We start from the raw sequence: 16,395 nt of genomic DNA on the forward strand, positions 1-16,395 counted from the left end.
GGACGTCGGCATTGGCAAGCTGCTCCGGTGAATCATGAACAGATCTCCGGGATCGCACACGCCGACCACCCCATAAAGGCCCCGCTCGACGACGAATCGGTCCGCCGACTGCTCGAACACGGCGCACCGCGCGACGGCGAGCGGGTGCTCGACCTGGGGTGCGGCACCGCGGAATGGCTGCTGCGCGCCCTGACCACCCACCCCCGTCTGTACGCCGAGGGCGTGGACACCTCCGAGGTGTCCGTGGAGCGGGCCCGCCGCTCGGCGGGCCTGCTCGGCGTCGAGGAACGCCTCGTCGTACACCAGCGGAAGGCCTCGGAGTTCGTCTCCGAGCAGCCCTTCGACCTGGTGCTCAGCGTCGGGGCCACCCATGCGTTCGGCGGCCTGCTGCCGACCCTCGCGGCGGCGCGGGAGCACCTGGCTCCCGGCGGCCGCGTCCTGCTCGGCGAGTGCTTCTGGGACCGTGAGCCGTCCGCCGCGGCCCTCGAGATCTTCGGCGAGCTCCACGACCTGGCGACCACCGTGGACCTCGTCGTCGCCGACGGGTGGGCTCCCGTGCACGCCCACGTCAGCACACGTGCGGAGCTGGACGCCTACGAGTGGTCCTGCCTGGGCTCACTGGCCTCATGGGCCCTCGACCACCCGGACGATCCGCACGCCGCCGAGATCCTGCGGACGGCCCACGAACGGCGTACGGAATGGCTGCGCGACTACCGGGACAGCTTCGGCTTCGTCTCCCTGGTCCTGCGCCCGACCTCCGACCGGTAGCCACCGCGGCAGGGCCGCCGGATGCCGCCGGGTCCCTCCCGGGCGATCCGGCGGCCCAGGCCGTCTACGCGAGGCCGTCGGCGACCAGGCCGGCGAGGACCGCCTGGCCCAGGGCCTGCACGGCGGACTGCGGCCGGACCATCACGGTGAACTCCTTGATGCGGCCCGCCTCGTCGAAGTGGAGCAGGTCGATCCCGTGGATCTCCCGGCCCTCCACCGCGGCGCGGAAGAGCAACACCTCCGCCGGGGCCTCGGCGCCGTCGGCGCTGGTCTCGGCCGCGCCCTCGAAGTCGCCGACGTAGCGGAACTCCTCGAAGACCCGCATCAGGACCCCGAAGAGACCCAGGACCATGGGCCGCCCCTCGAAGGGCGTGAACTTCACCGGGCTGTAGAACCGGACGTCCTCTGTGAACAGGTCCTCCAGCGCGGCGAGATCCCGCTTCTCCACGGCTGCGCGGAAGCGTTCGGCAGTTTCCATGACCCCTCCTGATATTCATGAATTTGACTAGTCACTTTCATGAGTATGATGCAGGGGTTGGCGAGGAAGGGGAAGGGGCGACCGCGATGGCCTTGCGACATGCCGTACTGGCGGCATTGCTGGACGGCGAGTTCAGCGGCTACGAACTGGCGAAGTCCTTCGACATCGGCGTCGCGAACTTCTGGCACGCCCTGCCCCAGCAGCTGTACGCCGAGCTGGCCAAGCTGGAGAAGGAAGGGCTGGTGGCGGGCCGCGAGGTGGTCCAGGAGACCCGGCCCAACAAGCGCCTCTTCCAGGTCACCGAGGCCGGCCGCACCGAACTGGAGGAGTTCGCCGCGGCCCCGCTGAAGTCCTCCGTCATCCGTGACGACCTCCTCGTCAAGGTCCAGACCGCCGACCGGATCGGCATCGAACCGGTGATCGCGCAGCTCGAAGCACGCGCGGTCGCGGCCGACGCCAAGATCGAGTTGCTCGGCAGGGTTCTGCGCAAGATGCGCGGCGAGATGGACGAGGACGAGTTCCTGCTCCACGGCGAGCGGATCGGCGGGTACCTGACCGGTCTGCGCGGCCTCGCCTTCGAACAGGGACACCGCGACTGGTGCCGCCGGAGCGCGGCCATCCTGAAGGAGAGGCTGACCCGTGCCGAACGGTGAGTACCTGCGCTACGTCGCCCTGGGCGACAGTCAGACCGAAGGCCTCGGCGACGGGGACGACACCGTGGGCCTGCGTGGCTTCGCCGACCGGTTCGCCGAACACCTCGCCGCCGTCAACCCCGACCTCCAGTACGCCAACCTGGCCGTCCGCGGACGTCTCGCCGGGCAGGTCCGCGCCGAGCAGCTGGGCCCCGCCCTGGCCCTGCGCCCCGATCTGGCCACCGTCGTCGCCGGGGTCAACGACATCCTCCGGCCCCGGTTCGACGCCGCCGAGGTCGCCGGGCACCTGGAGGAGATGTTCGCGGCGCTCACGGCCGCCGGGGCCCACGTGGCAACGGTGACCTTCCCCGACCTCAGCGCGCTCGTGCCTCTCGCCCGACCCGTGGCACCGCGCATCGCCGACCTCAACGACCGCATCCGCGCCGCGGCCGCCCGGCACGGGGTCACCGTGGCCGAGACGGCCCGGCCGGTCGCCGTGACCGACCCGCGGATGTGGACCACGGACCGCCTCCACGCCAGCTCCGTCGGCCACGAACGGATCGCCGCGGCCCTCGCCCACGCCGTCGGCCTGCCCGGCAGCGACGACACCTGGACGCGCCCGCTCCCGCCGCGGCCCACCACCCCGGGCGGCTCGGCCGCGGCGGCGGAACTGCGTTGGGTGGCCGCGTTCCTCGGCCCCTGGCTGGGTCGCCGCCTGCGCGGCCGCTCCTCCGGCGACGGCCGCACGGCCAAGCGCCCCACCCTCCAGCCGCTGACCACCGCCGTCGACTGAACCGTGTCTCCTCGATCGGTCGGTCAGCGCGATCCGCGCTGTCAGCGGTCGATGACCCGACGCGCGTCCGCAGGCCAAGATCCCGTGCCGACGATGTGCTCCACGAGCCTGAAGGCCTCATCCATGGGGACCGTGTCCTCATCCGGATACTCGTCGACCTGCCCGTCCGAGAGGACGAACCCGTCGCTCGCCCCCTCGGCTCCGGGGTCCACGGCATGCTCGCCAGGATCGCTCTCGTCTTCGAGCAGCATCACCATCGCGCGCTCGGCATTCGTCACGAACGCCAAGGATCGACCGGACGAACTGGTCAGCCACGTCTCGAGCCGCCCGCTGTCGATCCGCGACCGAAGGGCCTTCAGCACCATCTCGGACGACACGTGGACAGGGCCGTCGTCATCCATCACCCAGGTTTCGATCACGAGCACGACACTCTCACGGACGGACCCAGGAGACAGGCCCCAAGGGCGACGGCCGGCACCCGTCGCGGGATCGGGTCGGCCACCGAGTGGCGGCGCCGCAGGCGGTGCGGGCCCGGGTCGGTCAAGGCCCGCCGGGCGGCGGCGCGGATCGCGGCGGGCTCGGCCTGCCGCCGCCGGTGCGTGCGCTCGATCCGCGCCGGCGGCCCCCGCGGTCACCGCTTGCGCGGCCACCATCCCGCGCGCCTGCGTGAGCCGCGCGGGCCGCGCTCCGAGCGCAGGGACGGGGCCAGGGCGAAGACCACGGTGATGTGCGCGCCGCCCTGCCGGGCCTGCGCGATCCGCATCGAGCCGCCGGTGACGGCCGCGGCCCTGCGGGCGATGTCGAGGCCGAGCCCCGAAGAGCCCGTGCTGCTCCCTCGGGAGAGGGCCCGGTCCGGTTCCGGGATGCCCGGACCGGAATCCTCCACCACCAGCTCCACGGCCTGCGCGGTACGGGCCACACGGACCGCGAAGGCGGTACCGGCCGGGGTGTGGCTGAAGACGTTGCCGATGAGCGCGTCCACCACCGCGGCGATGTCGTCGTCGCTGAGGCCGACGGCCGTGGGCTCCTGGGTGAGATCGAGGGAGCAGGCGCGGTCCTGCTGCTCCGCCAGGACCGCCCAGAAGGCGGTCCGGCGCCGTACGACTTCGGCGACCTCGGAGCGGGGGCAGTCGGACGACCCCGACGGCCCCGTCGGTACCGTCGCCGTCGCCTGTCGGACCGTACTCGTCTCCGCGCTGCGCATGCCGTGGCCCATCGGGCCCACGGCGAGCGGTGTCCGCGCCGCGGCGATGATGGCCCGGAGCTCCGACTCCAGGGCGTGCACCGCCGCCTCGACCCTGGCCGACTCCGGTGTGCCCGCCATCCGCTCCGATGCCAGGTGCAGGGCGGTCAGCGGGGTGCGCAGCCGGTGGGACAGGTCGGCGACCAGTTCGCGCTCGATGGCGAGCAGTTCCGTCATGCGGTGGGCCATGGCGTTGAAGGCGTCGCCCGCGTCGCGCAGTTCCTTGGGACCCATGGGTTCCACCCGGGTGTCCAGATTGCCCTGACCGAGGGTGCGCGAGGCCTGGGCGAGCTTCTTGGAGGACCGGACGACCTTGGCGCCGAGCCGGTCGGCGACCAGGACCGAGCCACCGACCAGGCCCACCGCGAGGAGCAGCATGACCGCCCAGGAGGCCTTGACCCCGCGGGTCAGGTCCTCGTCGGGGACGAAGTTCTCGATGACGGCGACCCGGTCGCCGGGGAGCACCACCGGTTGCAGGCAGATCCATCCGCCCGGAGTCTTCTGGGAGATGGACTCGCGACCCTGCTGGGCCCGTTCGAGCAGTTTCACCGGAGCCTGGGAGTCGCCGAGGCTCTGGGCGTCGGGGAGATGGATCACCAGGTGTTCGGCGGAGTCGAGTCCGGCGGCGGATTCCCGCAGCGCCGACGGATCCGTGGTGAGCGTGAGGACGGGTGCGAGTGCTGCGGCGCGCTGTTCGGCCGCGGTGACGCTCTGCTCCTTGACCAGCGACATCACCAGTGCGCCCAGGGGTATGAGGAAGGAGAGGGCGACCATGGATGTCACGGCGAGCGCGACTCCCGCCAGGGAGCGTCTCACCGCGGGGCCACCAGTTTGATGCCGACGCCACGGACCGTCAGCAGGTAGCGCGGGGCCGCCGCGCGTTCGCCGAGTTTGCGGCGCAGGGACGACAGGTGCACGTCGACGGTCTGGTCGTCGACGTACGGCTCGCGCCAGACCTCGGTCAGCAGTCGGCGTTTGGAGACGACCTGGCCGGTGTGGTGGGCGAGGAAGGCCAGGAGGTCGAACTCCCGCCGGGTGAGGTGGAGCTCCCTGCCGGCCAGGTACGCGGTGCGCGCGCCGGGGTCCACCGCCAGCTCGCCCACGGTGGTGGCGCCCATCGGGTCGGCGGCCGGTGCCGGCCGGGTGCCCGGAGCTCTGTGGGTGGTGCCGGTGGGGGGCACGTGGCTGGTGCGCCGCAGGACGGCGGAGAGGCGGGCGATGAGCTGTCCTCCGGAGAAGGGCTTGACCAGGTAGTCGTCCGCGCCCGCGTTGAGGAGCTTGATGATTTCCGTCTCGTCGTCGCGGGCGGTGGCCACCAGGACGGGGACGGACGATATGCCCCGGATCATGCGCAGTGCGTCTCCCCCGTCCAGGTCGGGCAGGCCGAGGTCGAGGACCACCGCGTCGACGGGCGTCTGGGTGACCTCGCGCAGGGCGCCGAAACCGTCGCCCACGCTGCGTACGGCATACCCGTGCTCCGCCAGGACCTCGATGAGTGACTGGCGGATGCTGGGGTCGTCTTCCACGACCAGGACGCTGGGCATGGGCACACCTTAGGGGTTGGGTCCGCTTCCCTCTCAGGGGGTGTCGAAGGTGAGGCCGTCGTCGGTGACGCGCAGGTGTACGGGGTGGTCGGCGACCGGAATGGTGCAGCCCTCCTTCGCGCTGCAGCTCGCGTAGCCGAGCAGCACCGTCGCGTCCCCGTTCCCGTCGGCGCGGACGGGCAGGGTGGTGGTGACCGGGCCGTCCGGGTAGACGGGCATCGGGGCGTCGACGCCGGGGACGCTGATGGACTTCACGTCGGCCGCGGCCGTCAGCTTCCCCTCGGTCTTGAGGACACCGGTGACGGCCACCGCGGTCGGCCGGCCCACGCCCTCTATGCCGGTGGCCGGCAGTTCGGTGCTGTACAGGTGGAAACCCTTCTTCTCGGGGGTGAAGACGGCGGTCAGCGTGCCCTTCGAGGCCTGCCAGTCCGCCACCGAGAGGGTGACGGTGACTCCGTTCTCGGTGAAGCCGGTCGTGGGCGACGGCGCCACGGCGGCGGCCGGGGCCTCCTCGGCGTGCTGGTCGCCGCAGGCCGTGAGCGCGGCCAGGGAGAGGAGGGCGACCACGGTACGGATCGTCCGGGTGCGACGGATGCGCGGGGAAAGGTTCATCGGTGTCTCAGTGCCTCTGCGTCTTCGCGTCTCTGTGTCTCGGTATTTCTGTACTGCGGTATTTCCGTACTGCGGTGTTTCTGCGTTTCGGTGTCTGTGTTCCTTGCTGTCGAAAGACGAACCGAAGCGGTACGGGGGCCGCTCACACGGCGGTGGTGAAGTCCGCGCTCCACAACTGCAGCCGGTACACCAGGTCGTTCCACATCCCGGTGGCCAGGAGGACGCCGACGAGTACGAGCATTCCGCCGCCGATCCGCAGGACCCACGGGTAGTGCCGTTTGACCAGGCCGAAGGCGCCCAGGGCCCGCCGGAAGGCAAGTGCTGCCAGGACGAACGGCAGTCCGAGGCCGAGGCAGTACGCCGCCATCAGCAGCGCCCCTCGGCCCGCGCTGGCCTCGCTCCAGGCCAGCGCCTGCACCGCGCCGAGCGTCGGGCCGATGCAGGGCGTCCAGCCGACCGCGAACACCGCGCCCAGTACGGGGGCTCCGGCCAGGCCGAGGGCGGGACGGCGGTGGCTGCGGAACTCGCGTTGGGTGAAGCCCGGCAGGAACCCCATGAAGGACAGCCCCATCAGCACGGTGAAGACACCGAGCACCTGGGTGATCACCTCCTGGTGGGCCAGCAGGGTGCGGCCGAAGTACCCGAACAGGGCTCCCCCGGAGACGAGGACCGCAGTGAAGCCGAGGACGAAGAGCAGCGCGCCGGCCGCCATCCGGCTGCGGCGCCCACCGCGGGCCTCGGCCAGGTCGGAGACCGACAGGCTGGTCACGTAGCTGAGGTAGCCCGGTACGAGCGGCAGCACGCACGGTGAGAGGAAGGAGACGAGCCCCGCGAGGAACGCCACCGGGGCGGCGATGGCCAGGGTCCCGTGGAGGAGGGAGGGGGTGTCCGCGGCGGCGAGTACCAGGCTCGTCGTCATGGCGTCTCCTCCAGCACGCGGGCGAGCAGCGGGCCGAGTTCGTCCTCGGTGACCGCGCCGCCGATGCTGACGGCGATGCGTCCGCGGCGGTCGATCACGAGGGTCGAGGGGATCGACTGCGGGTTGAGGAGGGCGGGGGGAAAGCGGAGCAGGAGTTCCCCGGTGGGGTCGTGGAGGCTGGGGAAGTCGAGGCCGTGGGCGCGTACGAAGGATCGGGCCGCCGCGCGGTCCGGGTCGCGGGTGTTGATCCCGAGGAACCGGACTCCGTGGTCCCGGGTGCGGCTCTCGATCCGCGCCAGGTCGTCGGCCTCGGCCCGGCAGGGGCCGCACCAGGACCCCCAGACGTTGACCACGACGACCTGCCCCCGGAAGTCGTCGAGGCCGAGAGGCTTCCCGTCGAGGTCGTCGCCCGCCGACGCGGGCGCGGCGGGCCGGTCGGCGGGGGCGATGACCGTGGCCTCGGCCGCCGATCTGACCACGGCACCGGCCGTGGTGCCCGTTCCGGCCGCCGCCTCCGCGCGGCTGCCGTCGGCGGCGACCGTACCGACGGCGGCGAAGACGCAGCCGGCCGCGGCGGCCACCAGGGCGGCTCCCGCCAGGACCACCGTGCGCACCTGGGCCCGGCGCGGGCCCGCCGGTCTCACGCGGCCCACTTGCGCAGGAAGGCGTTGATCCCCTCCGCCGTGAGGGAGGGGTTGCCCGTGGTGTGGGTGTCGGTACGCACCTTGCCGGACGAGTTGACGACGACCAGCACGGGCATGGTGTAGGTGCCGCCCCCGGGGCTGTACTTGCGCAGGAGCGCGGAGTTGGCGGAGCTGTTGCCGCCGATGTCGATCTTGACCAGGTGGTACGAGGCTCCGAGGATCGCGGCGGTCTGCGGCTGGGCGAACACCTTGTCGGCGGCCTTGCAGTTGCCGCACCAGTTGGCCCCGAAGTCGAGCAGCACCATCCGTCCGTCGGCCTTGGCGGCGGCCAGGGCGGCGTCGATCTGCTTCTGCCCGTCCGCCGAGCTGTCGTAGCCGGGCCCGGGGACCTCGGCCGGGGTGGCGGGTGCCTTGGACGTACGGGCGGGCTTGGGGGCGGTCGAGGCGCTCTGGGACCGGGAGGGCGTCGGCGAGGAGGAGGCCTGCGCGGAGGCGGACGCCGTCGGCGAGGCCGAAGCGCTCGGGGAGGCCTCGGCGGACGCGGAGGCCGACGGCGCGGCGGAGGTGAGGGCGGACGCGGACTGTCCGAGCGTGGTCGGCGAGGCGGAGCCGGCACTCTCGGAGGACGGCCCGCAGGCGGCGCACAGCCCTGCCGCGACCACGGCGGCGGCGACGAGCGGCAGCCGGACACCCAGGGGCGCGGCGGAGCGGGGCTGCGCGGCGTGGCCGGCACGGACGGGTCGGTGTGTGCGAGAAGTCATGGCGAAGACACCCCAAGGCGCGCTGAGAACTACGGGAAGGGCGAGAAGCCTCCCGACTCGGTGAAGCCGGCGGTACCACGGTTCGCCGGGGCGGTGTGCCCGGGCGCCGAGGGCCGGTCGGCTGACGTGAGCATAGGGCCGCGTCGGGCCCTGCGAACCGCCTGAGCGCGATCTTGAGGTTCCCCTAAGGAACAGCTCACCTTCCGCTTCGTCGGGGCCCGTCCGATGAGCGGATTCGGGGAGGCGATCCGCGCGAAAGGGATCAGGAGGACCGAGCGGTGCGGACCGGCCGAACCGGTCACGCCTCCGCCGTCAGAACGACGTCTCGCGGACGCTGGCCTTGGCCACCGGGTCGATCGTGGCGGTGACGACCGAGCGGTGGTCCGAGGCGCTGAAGGTGACCGTCAGGGTGTCGTCGTCGGTCTGTGACGTGGTGGCCTTGAAGCCTCGGCTCGGGACCGCCGAGATCAAGCACACGCCTCGGCTCCCGTACCGCACCGTGACCTTGCCGCCCTGCGCGGGGACGGTGTGCAGGCCCGGTCCGCCGTTCCCGCAGTCGACGCCGGGTTTGGGTGCGGCGGTCCGGGGGGTCGCCGAGGGCTTCGCGGGCGGGGAGGACGAAGCCGAGGGGGTCGGGGCCTCGGTCACGGTGGGCGAGGGGCTCGGGGACGCGGAGGCGGTCGGGGACGGCGAACCCGACGAGGGGCCCTGCCCCGCCTGCCACGCCGGCGGCGAGTCGAAGACCATGGGCGCGGACCGGGCCACCGGGGGCGTATGGCTGGTGGAGCCGACCACGAACTGGACCGTGGCGAGCACGGCCGTCACGCTGGTGGCCGTGCAGGACAGCCATATGAACAGGTAGCGCGGAAATCGAGGCACGGCCCCATAGTGGCGGACGCACCGGGCCGTGCGTCACCGCCCTCCCCCGTACAGCGGGTGGGAGCGCCGCCGCCCTACGGTGCCCCGTACGGGAACACGACGTCCTCCGACCCGGGTACGGGTCGGAGGACGTGTGCGGCCAGGCAACCGGGGGGGGCCGGTGCCGCGTGGCCGGTGGGGGGTGGCGGATCGGGGGATCGGGGGCGGATCGGGCTACGGGGTTGCGGTGGGGGGACGGCGGGTGGGGGGCTCCTACTTCGACGTTCCGAAGTCCTGCGTCCACCACGGGCCGCCGTCGCCCTTGTGCACGCCTATGCCGATCTCGCGGAAGGAGCAGTTGAGGATGTTGGCCCGGTGACCGGAGCTGTTCATCCACGCCTTCATGACCGCGTCGGCGTCCGACTGCCCGCGGGCTATGTTCTCGCCGAGGCGGGACCAGCCGTAGCCGGCGGCCTCCACGCGGGAGGTCATGGTGGACCCGTCGGGTCCGGTGTGGGACATGACACCGCTGCGGGCCATGGTGTCGCTGTACGCGCGCGCCGCCGCGGCCAGCTTGGCGTTCACGGTCAGGGGGCCGCAGCCGGCCGCGGAACGCTCCTTGTTGACCAGGGCGAGGACCGCGGACTCGGCGTCGCCGGAGGAGCTTCCGGAACCGCCCGTCGAGCCGCCGGAGGATCCGCCGGACGAGCCCCCGGAGCCGCCGGACCCACCCGAGGTGCCGGAACCGCCGCCCGAGCTCCCGCCGGACGCGCGCGGGGGCTTACCGGCCGGGGTGGACTTGGCCGGGGTGTTCTCCTCCGCCGCGGGCTTCGCCGGCGCCGCGGACGCCGTACCTTCGGCGGCCGGACTCTCGGGGGGCAACGAGCCCGTGGCGGCCGCCGCGTCGGCGGTGACCTCAGGAAGCGGAGCGGTCGGGGTAGCCGTCCCGGCGGTGTCCGCGGGGGTCGGCGCCCCCGACTTCGCCCCGCCGGCGCCGTCGGCCCGCTGGTCCACCTGCGTACCGCCGCCGGAGTCGGCGACGGCGACGCCGACCGCCACCGCCGCGGCGGCCGCGGTCAGGGACAGGACGATGCGGGTGCGCATCGCCTTCTTCCGCCGTGCTTCGACTCGGGACGGCGTTGCGGGAGTTCGGCTGCTCATGCGTGTAGCACCTCACAGAGTGAAGGGGGTGGGGCGCGATCGAGCCTAGGGTTGTGATCAATGAAATCCGCACGCCGGAGGGGTTCTTCAAGTTCCCTTAAGGAAGCCCGCAGGGTCGGCTCAGGGGACGACTCGGGCCCTTCCCCGCCATTCGGTCGATACGGACCCGACGGATCCTCGGCTCGCCGCCGACCTCCTGGCCCGACCGCTCCACCGGGGTTCCGGCACGGACGGGCGGGCGGGTGCGTGCCGGCGGCGTGTGATCATGTCCGTCGACAGATCCGCACCTCATGGGGGGACCATGCGCACCCGCACCACCACCGCCACGACCGGTCTCGTGACCGCGCTCGCGGCGCTGCTCGTCCTCACCGGCTGTACCGGGTCGGGGAACGGTCAGCCCACGGCCTCGAGTTCCGTGGCATCCGTGCCCGCGCAGGGCGGTGGCGGGTCCGGCTTCGAAGGACCCCGGCCGCAGGACCAGAACCTGCTGGCCTGGACCGGCGACCCCAATGACGCGGGACATGTCACCGCCCAGTCGACGGCCGGGGTCGGCGGCCGGGTCACCCTGGTACGGATCGTCCTGCGCGAACAGATCACCTGGTCGAACGTGTGGCTGGGCCTGGCCGGGATCGACCCGAACGCCCAACTCGCCAACTGCTACCTGGGCGTGTACGACGCCAAGGGCACCCTCGTGGCGACCACCCCGGACATCTCCCCGCAGTTGATGACCGACGCGATCGCCAAGCCGTTCGCCCTGAGCAAGCCGTTCACCGCCGCGCCCGGCACGTACTTCATCGCGCTGCTGCTCAACGGCACTTGGGCGACGAACGGCCTCACCCTGAAGTCCACGGGTGCCGGCATCTCGGTCAACGCGGGCCTGACCCCGCCGAACCTCCGGTACAGCAACCTGTTGACCGGTCAGACCTCGCTGCCCCCCACGGTGAACCTGGCCGAGCAGTCCACGAGCACCATCAACACCGGCTGGGCCAGCCAGTGGTACGCGATCTCCTGACCTGCGGCGAGTCGCTCGGCACGGTTTCCGTCGTGGGTGCCGAGAAGATGCGTGGCGCTCTCGCGGGTGACGAGCGTGTCGGGGCTCCACCCGAACGAGCGCCGCGCGTCCCTGTCGGCACCGCGGGGTCAGCCCCGGATGGAGACGATCTTGCGGGTGGCCAGGTCGGCCTGGACGAAGACCTGCGTCGTGTCGCCGCCGCCCCACGTCAGTGTGACGGTGGCTCCGGTCCGGCCCGTTCCGCTGCCGGTGGAGGTGACCTTCCACCCGAGCGGGACGTTCTGCGCGCGGAGCACGCCGTCCGCGTGGTTCGTCTCCTCCCACTGCCTCAACTCCGTCCGGAGCGGCGCCGAGAGGTAGAAGGAACGCAGGCGGTCCGCGGTCGCCCCGTCGCCGTCGTACACCGCGTCGATGTAGGAACCGTAGAAGTCGGCGATCCGGGTGAAAGCGCCCTCGGGGCTGCCCGAGACGGACGGAGCCGGTGCGGCGACCTGGGCCGGCGTCGCGCCTTCCGGTCCGTTCGCCGAGGCGCTGGTGACGAGGGCGAGGGAGAGTAGGGCGGTGGCCGCGAGGGTGAGGGAGGCCGTTCGGCCGGCCGAGAACGTGGACATCTGCTGAGCCTTTCCCCGAGCTGAGTGGCTGTAGCCGTACCGACCGACGCCGTCCCGGTCCCCTCCGGTTCGCGGAATGCGAGAAATGGCCGAAAGCTCACGCATCCGGCCGTATCGCGCCGGTCAGGTGCCCTCCCACGCGCCGATCGTCCGCCGAACGGCGGCGCGATCGCATCGCTCGACCGGGGGACGATCACCGCGGGGCGGAATGTGGTGCCCGGGGTGGGGGTTGGTGCCGACGCGACACTGGACCCGGACGCACTGGAGAGTTCATGAAGATCGGCATCATCGGCGCGGGCAACATCGGCGGCAACCTGACCCGCCGGCTCACGGCCCTCGGGCACGAGGTCTCCGTGGCGAACTCGCGTGGCCCCGAAACCCTGACCGCGCTGGCCGAGGAGACCGGCGCCACCCCGGTCACCGTGGCGCGAGCGGCGCGCGGCGCCGAGATCGTCGTGGTCACGATCCCGTTCAACAAGGTGCCGGACCTGCCGGCGGGCCTCTTCGACGGGGCCGCCGAGGGTTTCGCGGTCATCGATACCGGCAACTACTACCCGCGTCAGCGAGACGGCCGGATCGCCGGCGTCGAGGACGACGGCCTCACCGAAAGCCGCTGGACCGAACGGCACCTCGGACACCCCGTCATCAAGGCCTTCAACGGCACCTACGCCCAGGACCTCCTCGACCGGCACCGCCCGGCGGGCGCCGCGGACCGGATGGCGCTGCCCGTCGCGGGCGACGACGCCGTGGCGAAGAAGACCGTACGCGCCCTGATCGAGGAGCTGGGCTTCGACACCGTCGACGCGGGCGGCCTCGACGAGTCCTGGCGCCAGCAGCCCGACACCCCTGTCTACGGGCTGCGGGCAGGCGTCGACGCGGTGACCGAGGCGCTCGCCGAGGCCTCCCCGACCCGCTCGGAGGAGTTCCGCGGCTGACCGAGGGCACGTGCGCGGGTTCCTGCCTCCGGCTTCCGGCTTCCGGCTTCCGGCTTCCGGCTTCCGGGGCCCGCACCGTTCCCGACCCGCCGATGCCCCGGGGCGCCCTACCAGGCGGCATATGTCGGTGGGTGACCTACCATGCAGGCATGAGTGATCGTGCGATGCAGGAACCGACCCTCCTCCTCCTGACCGCGCTCGCGGACGAGCCCCGCCACGGGTACGCGATCGCGCGCGAGGTGGAGCTGATCTCGGGCGGACGGGTCAAGATGCGGACCGGCACCCTGTACGGGGCGTTGGAGCGGCTGCTGGGTCAGGGGCTGATCGAGGTCCACGAGGAGCAGATCGTCGACAGCCGGCTGCGCCGCACCTACAGCCTCACCGCCGAAGGCCGGGAGAGCCTGGCCGCGGAGGCCCGACGGATCGCCGCCACCGCGCGCGAGGCGGCGCGCCGGCTGGGCGTCTCCGGCGGGACGGCCACGGCGTGACCCCTCGTCTGCTGCTCCTGTACCCCGCAGGTTTCCGCCGCGCCTTCGGCGAGGAGGTGGCCGAGGCCTATCGGGAGGCGACCGAGGGCGCAGGCCCGATCGCCCGGCTGCGGGAGGCCGCGGACATCGTGGCACACGCGCTCCGGCTCCGCCTGGGCGTGGGTTCGGCGCACCGTGGCGGGCGACTCTTCGCGGCGACGGCGCCCTTCGCGCTGGCCGCGACGGGCGCGCATGCCGCTTTCCAGCTCGCCTCGGCCCTCAACCGCGCGTACATCACCGGTCGCCCGGATGTCGAGACCCCGCTCGGGTACGCGATGTACGGCTTCTCCGTACTGACCCTGATCGGCGCCGTACTGGGGCTGAGCGGGCGCTTCGCCGCCGGCGCGCGGACCGCGTTCGCCGGTGTCGCGGGTAGCGCGGCGTGCTTGGTCATCGCCGTCCTGCCGGGCGCCCTGGACATGCCGCTGGAGCATCTGGCCTACCTGACCCCGCCCCTGGTGATCGCCGCGCTCCCGCTGCTGTGTCCTCCGGACCTGCACCCGCCCTGCCGGATCCGGACCACGACGGGGCTGGTGGCGCTGCTGCTCTGGGCCCCGCTGTCCGTGGTGCTCCTGGGCCTGCTCGACGCGGGCGGGCTCGCCATGATGCCGCTGTGGCGCTTCGCCGTGACCGTGGCCGCCGCGCTGGCGCTGGCGGGCGGCCCCGCACTGTCCGGGATCCGTACGTCCGGTCGGTTCGCCCTGGCCACGGCCCCGTTCCTGATCCTGGGGCACTTCGCGGGGGTGGTGGGCGAGGACACGGCGCTGCCGTGCCTGGCCCTGCTCGCGGCCACGGGCCTGGCCGTGCGCCTGTGGCGGCGTAGGCGATCGGACCCGGCCGGCCACGCCTGAGCCGGCGGTCAGACCTCGGCGTCGAGCTCGGATCCGGCGACGCTGACACGGATCTTGGACTGGCCGTGGCCCAGTTCCTCCCAGTCCTCCATGAAGCGCGCGGACAGCCCGTGTCCGGCGGCCAGGTCGACGAGGGTCTGTGTGCGGTAGTAGAAGTCCTCGCGCAGCACCTGGTGTTCGGTACCGGTGGTGCGGTCGAAGGTGAAGTCGAAGTGACCGCCCGGCGCCAGGACCCGACCCACGTGGGCGAAGCACTCGTCGATGACGTCGATCGGCGAGTGCGAGAAGACGCTGTGGGCGTGGACGACGTCGAAGTAGCCGTCGGGGAGGAAGTCCAGCGTCAGGTTCTTGGTGAGCGTCAGGTGGGGAACCTTGGCCTGGAGGCCCCGCTCGGTCAGGGTCCGCTTCGCCGCGATGAGGATGTCGGGCGAGATGTCGATGCCGTAGTAGTGGCCCGCGTCGAGGTGGTCGATGAACCGCCAGCCGGCGCGGAGGTTGCCGCAGCCGATGTCCAGCATGCGGTGCCCGGGCTTCAGACCGTGCCCGAGGAGGTAGTCGAACTGCATCTGCCCGAGTGCGAGCCAGCGTTCGTGGGTCTGGCTGCCGACCGCGGCCTCGGGGTTGCGGCGGGTGTCCGAGGCCATCACGGCCCGGTAGTAGCTGACGTGGTCGGGGTGCTTGAAGGCCAGCCACCGGTCACGGGCGGCCCGCTTCAGGTACGGGGCGATGCGGTGCGGACGGCTCGCGGCGTAGCGGACCTTGTGGACGAGGGATTCCCGGTTCGCGGTGAGGTTCTTCCTGGTGGCCATGAGCACTCCGTCTCCATCGCAACGTGAATCCCCGACGGCAGGCAGCGGCGACCGCCGCCGGGAAGGATCTTCGGAAACCCACCATACGTCGGCGACCGACATATACAAACCACTGGACTGTCCCGGGCGGCGGAGAGCGCGACACGGCACACGTACGAACAGTTCGTAAATATGGATGTTTGCGGCGATATCGCCCAGATTGCCACTCGATGTCGCGGCGGTCCACGCAACGCGCCCAGGGGCCGATGGGTGCGCTCCCGTGCGCTCCCGTCCCGTGCGCTCCGGTGCGATGCGCTCCGGTGCGATGCGGTCAAACGGCCGCGGGCCGTTCCCGTTCCCCCAGCAGCCGGGTGCGGAAGAGGTCGAGGACGGTGTCGAGCGCCTGCCGGGTGGGCTGTCCCGGTTCGTCGATGAGGTGTTCCGTCAGGACGGAGTGCGGCGCGAGGGCGCTCCGCGGGTTCGCCGCGCTGCCGTCCAGCTCGACGGCGACGAAGGCGTCCCCGAGTTCCCGGCGGAGGTGGGCGAACCGGTCGCCGGGCACGAGTCGGTCGCCCCGGAAGCGCAGCCCGAGCACCTGGAGCCCCTCGCGCTCGCACCGTCCGCGGACGACCGCGAGGTCCTCGGGGCTGATGTCGATGGTGCCGGCGCGGCCCGCGGTGCAGGCCAGCGGGAGCGAGGGCTGGGAGAGCACGGGGGCGACGAGGCGCTCGTCCGTGGCCATCGCCAGGGCGAATCCGCCGGTCAGGCACATGCCGACGGCGCCGACCCCGGGGCCGCCGCAGCGCTCGTGTTCGGCGGCCGCCAGAGCGCGCAGCCACGCGACGACGCGCGAACTGCGCCCCGTGGCCAACAGCGTGAACTCACGGCTCACGCACACCTTCCACAACGACGAGGCCATGTAGCGGCCTGCGCTCGGCAGGCCGACCGTGCGGGAGTCCGCGTCCCGTCCGGGTTCGCCGAAGAGCACCGGGAGTACGGCCGTACAACCCGCCGCGGCGACCTGCTCGGCGAACGCGATGACCTTGGGGGTGATGCCGGGGATCTCCGCCATGACGATCACCGCGGGGCCCGTGCCCCGGCGCAGGATCCGGCGGGTGGCACCGGCGTGGGCGAACGTGCTCTTCTCGAACCCGCTCAGGTCGTGGTCTGCCACGCGCCCGGCTCCTTCCGACGGCTCCGTCCTGGACGACTTCACGTTACCGACAGGTAGAGGCTTGTGGTCAAGGCGCGTGCGGCA

At 72.3% G+C, this 16,395-nt stretch carries 20 protein-coding genes; 7 read left to right on the forward strand and 13 right to left on the reverse strand.

Features of this window, described 5'->3' with window-relative positions; genetic code table 11:
* The first annotated feature begins 27 nt into the window (after nucleotides 1–27).
* Nucleotides 28–768 (forward strand): class I SAM-dependent methyltransferase, encoded by a 741-nt coding sequence (locus ACGFYY_RS29865; RefSeq protein ID WP_365278452.1) that lies wholly within the window; start codon nucleotides 28–30, stop codon nucleotides 766–768.
* A gap of 64 nt (nucleotides 769–832) precedes the next feature.
* Here ACGFYY_RS29865 and ACGFYY_RS29870 read toward each other — a convergent pair whose 3' ends face one another.
* Nucleotides 833–1,246: a nuclear transport factor 2 family protein gene (locus tag ACGFYY_RS29870; RefSeq protein ID WP_365278449.1), complete on the reverse strand. Its 414-nt coding sequence runs from the start codon at nucleotides 1,244–1,246 to the stop codon at nucleotides 833–835.
* An 86-nt stretch (nucleotides 1,247–1,332) separates the two neighbouring features.
* On the opposite strand from ACGFYY_RS29870, the gene ACGFYY_RS29875 reads away from it, so the two are divergent.
* Both ACGFYY_RS29875 and ACGFYY_RS29880 read left to right on the forward strand, forming a co-directional pair.
* Nucleotides 1,333–1,899 carry a PadR family transcriptional regulator gene (locus ACGFYY_RS29875; protein WP_365278446.1) on the forward strand — a complete coding sequence of 189 codons (567 nt, stop codon included), beginning with the start codon at nucleotides 1,333–1,335 and terminating at the stop codon, nucleotides 1,897–1,899.
* Nucleotides 1,886–2,671 carry an SGNH/GDSL hydrolase family protein gene (locus ACGFYY_RS29880; RefSeq protein WP_393714083.1) on the forward strand — a complete coding sequence of 262 codons (786 nt, stop codon included), beginning with the start codon at nucleotides 1,886–1,888 and terminating at the stop codon, nucleotides 2,669–2,671. Before ACGFYY_RS29875 ends, ACGFYY_RS29880 begins: the two co-directional genes overlap by 14 nt.
* Nucleotides 2,672–2,712: 41 nt before the next feature.
* Here ACGFYY_RS29880 and ACGFYY_RS29885 read toward each other — a convergent pair whose 3' ends face one another.
* From ACGFYY_RS29885 to ACGFYY_RS29925, 9 genes are all read right to left on the reverse strand, one after another.
* A complete protein-coding gene (locus tag ACGFYY_RS29885) occupies nucleotides 2,713–3,096 on the reverse strand; it encodes a hypothetical protein (RefSeq protein ID WP_393714085.1) in 384 nt (127 codons plus the stop codon).
* 206 nt (nucleotides 3,097–3,302) lie between these two features.
* Nucleotides 3,303–4,730 carry an ATP-binding protein gene (locus ACGFYY_RS29890; RefSeq protein ID WP_393714087.1) on the reverse strand — a complete coding sequence of 476 codons (1,428 nt, stop codon included), beginning with the start codon at nucleotides 4,728–4,730 and terminating at the stop codon, nucleotides 3,303–3,305.
* Nucleotides 4,727–5,458, reverse strand: a complete 732-nt coding sequence (locus ACGFYY_RS29895; protein ID WP_393714089.1) for a response regulator transcription factor — start codon at nucleotides 5,456–5,458, stop codon at nucleotides 4,727–4,729. Before ACGFYY_RS29895 ends, ACGFYY_RS29890 begins: the two co-directional genes overlap by 4 nt.
* 33 nt (nucleotides 5,459–5,491) lie before the next feature.
* The gene (locus ACGFYY_RS29900; RefSeq protein ID WP_393714091.1) at nucleotides 5,492–6,070 is read right to left on the reverse strand and encodes a hypothetical protein; all 579 of its coding nucleotides are present in this window, start codon (nucleotides 6,068–6,070) and stop codon (nucleotides 5,492–5,494) included.
* A 142-nt stretch (nucleotides 6,071–6,212) separates the two neighbouring features.
* Entirely contained in the window at nucleotides 6,213–6,989 is a 777-nt protein-coding gene (locus ACGFYY_RS29905) for a cytochrome c biogenesis protein CcdA (protein WP_365278721.1), read from the reverse strand.
* Nucleotides 6,986–7,633 (reverse strand): TlpA disulfide reductase family protein, encoded by a 648-nt coding sequence (locus tag ACGFYY_RS29910; protein ID WP_393714094.1) that lies wholly within the window; start codon nucleotides 7,631–7,633, stop codon nucleotides 6,986–6,988. The genes ACGFYY_RS29905 and ACGFYY_RS29910 overlap by 4 nt, the downstream gene beginning before the upstream one ends.
* Nucleotides 7,630–8,394 carry a thioredoxin family protein gene (locus ACGFYY_RS29915; protein ID WP_393714096.1) on the reverse strand — a complete coding sequence of 255 codons (765 nt, stop codon included), beginning with the start codon at nucleotides 8,392–8,394 and terminating at the stop codon, nucleotides 7,630–7,632. Before ACGFYY_RS29915 ends, ACGFYY_RS29910 begins: the two co-directional genes overlap by 4 nt.
* A 312-nt stretch (nucleotides 8,395–8,706) precedes the next feature.
* Nucleotides 8,707–9,273, reverse strand: a complete 567-nt coding sequence (locus ACGFYY_RS29920) for a hypothetical protein (RefSeq protein ID WP_393714098.1) — start codon at nucleotides 9,271–9,273, stop codon at nucleotides 8,707–8,709.
* Nucleotides 9,274–9,525: 252 nt separating this feature from the next.
* Nucleotides 9,526–10,413 carry a CAP domain-containing protein gene (locus tag ACGFYY_RS29925; RefSeq protein ID WP_393714100.1) on the reverse strand — a complete coding sequence of 296 codons (888 nt, stop codon included), beginning with the start codon at nucleotides 10,411–10,413 and terminating at the stop codon, nucleotides 9,526–9,528.
* Nucleotides 10,414–10,714: 301 nt separating this feature from the next.
* Between ACGFYY_RS29925 and ACGFYY_RS29930 the strand changes: the two genes are divergently transcribed.
* The gene (locus ACGFYY_RS29930) at nucleotides 10,715–11,425 is read left to right on the forward strand and encodes a hypothetical protein (RefSeq protein WP_393714102.1); all 711 of its coding nucleotides are present in this window, start codon (nucleotides 10,715–10,717) and stop codon (nucleotides 11,423–11,425) included.
* A 128-nt stretch (nucleotides 11,426–11,553) separates the two neighbouring features.
* On the opposite strand, the gene ACGFYY_RS29935 is transcribed toward ACGFYY_RS29930, so the two are convergent.
* Nucleotides 11,554–12,036, reverse strand: coding sequence for a hypothetical protein (locus ACGFYY_RS29935; RefSeq protein WP_365278704.1), 483 nt, complete (start codon nucleotides 12,034–12,036; stop codon nucleotides 11,554–11,556).
* Between the two features lie 173 nt (nucleotides 12,037–12,209).
* On the opposite strand from ACGFYY_RS29935, the gene ACGFYY_RS29940 reads away from it, so the two are divergent.
* The 3 genes from ACGFYY_RS29940 to ACGFYY_RS29950 all read left to right on the forward strand — a co-directional run bounded on the left by ACGFYY_RS29940 (nucleotide 12,210) and on the right by ACGFYY_RS29950 (nucleotide 14,349).
* Nucleotides 12,210–12,971, forward strand: coding sequence for an NADPH-dependent F420 reductase (locus tag ACGFYY_RS29940; protein WP_393714193.1), 762 nt, complete (start codon nucleotides 12,210–12,212; stop codon nucleotides 12,969–12,971).
* 149 nt (nucleotides 12,972–13,120) lie between these two features.
* Nucleotides 13,121–13,459, forward strand: coding sequence for a PadR family transcriptional regulator (locus tag ACGFYY_RS29945; RefSeq protein ID WP_393714104.1), 339 nt, complete (start codon nucleotides 13,121–13,123; stop codon nucleotides 13,457–13,459).
* Nucleotides 13,456–14,349, forward strand: a complete 894-nt coding sequence (locus ACGFYY_RS29950; RefSeq protein ID WP_393714106.1) for a hypothetical protein — start codon at nucleotides 13,456–13,458, stop codon at nucleotides 14,347–14,349. The genes ACGFYY_RS29945 and ACGFYY_RS29950 overlap by 4 nt, the downstream gene beginning before the upstream one ends.
* Nucleotides 14,350–14,357: 8 nt before the next feature.
* Here the strand turns inward: ACGFYY_RS29950 and ACGFYY_RS29955 are convergent, their stop codons facing one another.
* The gene (locus ACGFYY_RS29955; protein ID WP_393714108.1) at nucleotides 14,358–15,158 is read right to left on the reverse strand and encodes a class I SAM-dependent methyltransferase; all 801 of its coding nucleotides are present in this window, start codon (nucleotides 15,156–15,158) and stop codon (nucleotides 14,358–14,360) included.
* Between the two features lie 310 nt (nucleotides 15,159–15,468).
* Nucleotides 15,469–16,311, reverse strand: a complete 843-nt coding sequence (locus ACGFYY_RS29960; RefSeq protein WP_393714110.1) for a dienelactone hydrolase family protein — start codon at nucleotides 16,309–16,311, stop codon at nucleotides 15,469–15,471.
* Nucleotides 16,312–16,395 lie beyond the last annotated feature (84 nt).

The organism is Streptomyces sp. NPDC048331 (assembly GCF_043201215.1).
GTDB lineage: Bacteria > Actinomycetota > Actinomycetes > Streptomycetales > Streptomycetaceae > Streptomyces.

Excerpts from the sequence above, each read along its gene's own strand:
- ACGFYY_RS29900 (WP_393714091.1), bottom strand. The coding sequence starts at position 6,070 with ATGAACCTTTCCCCGCGCATCCGTCGCACCCGGACGATCCGTACCGTG.
- ACGFYY_RS29895 (WP_393714089.1), bottom strand. The coding sequence starts at position 5,458 with ATGCCCAGCGTCCTGGTCGTGGAAGACGACCCCAGCATCCGCCAGTCA.
- ACGFYY_RS29925 (WP_393714100.1), bottom strand. The coding sequence starts at position 10,413 with ATGAGCAGCCGAACTCCCGCAACGCCGTCCCGAGTCGAAGCACGGCGG.
- ACGFYY_RS29875 (WP_365278446.1), top strand. The coding sequence starts at position 1,333 with ATGGCCTTGCGACATGCCGTACTGGCGGCATTGCTGGACGGCGAGTTC.
- ACGFYY_RS29915 (WP_393714096.1), bottom strand. The coding sequence starts at position 8,394 with ATGACTTCTCGCACACACCGACCCGTCCGTGCCGGCCACGCCGCGCAG.
- ACGFYY_RS29930 (WP_393714102.1), top strand. The coding sequence starts at position 10,715 with ATGCGCACCCGCACCACCACCGCCACGACCGGTCTCGTGACCGCGCTC.
- ACGFYY_RS29905 (WP_365278721.1), bottom strand. The coding sequence starts at position 6,989 with ATGACGACGAGCCTGGTACTCGCCGCCGCGGACACCCCCTCCCTCCTC.
- ACGFYY_RS29935 (WP_365278704.1), bottom strand. The coding sequence starts at position 12,036 with ATGTCCACGTTCTCGGCCGGCCGAACGGCCTCCCTCACCCTCGCGGCC.
- ACGFYY_RS29945 (WP_393714104.1), top strand. The coding sequence starts at position 13,121 with ATGAGTGATCGTGCGATGCAGGAACCGACCCTCCTCCTCCTGACCGCG.
- ACGFYY_RS29870 (WP_365278449.1), bottom strand. The coding sequence starts at position 1,246 with ATGGAAACTGCCGAACGCTTCCGCGCAGCCGTGGAGAAGCGGGATCTC.
- ACGFYY_RS29955 (WP_393714108.1), bottom strand. The coding sequence starts at position 15,158 with ATGGCCACCAGGAAGAACCTCACCGCGAACCGGGAATCCCTCGTCCAC.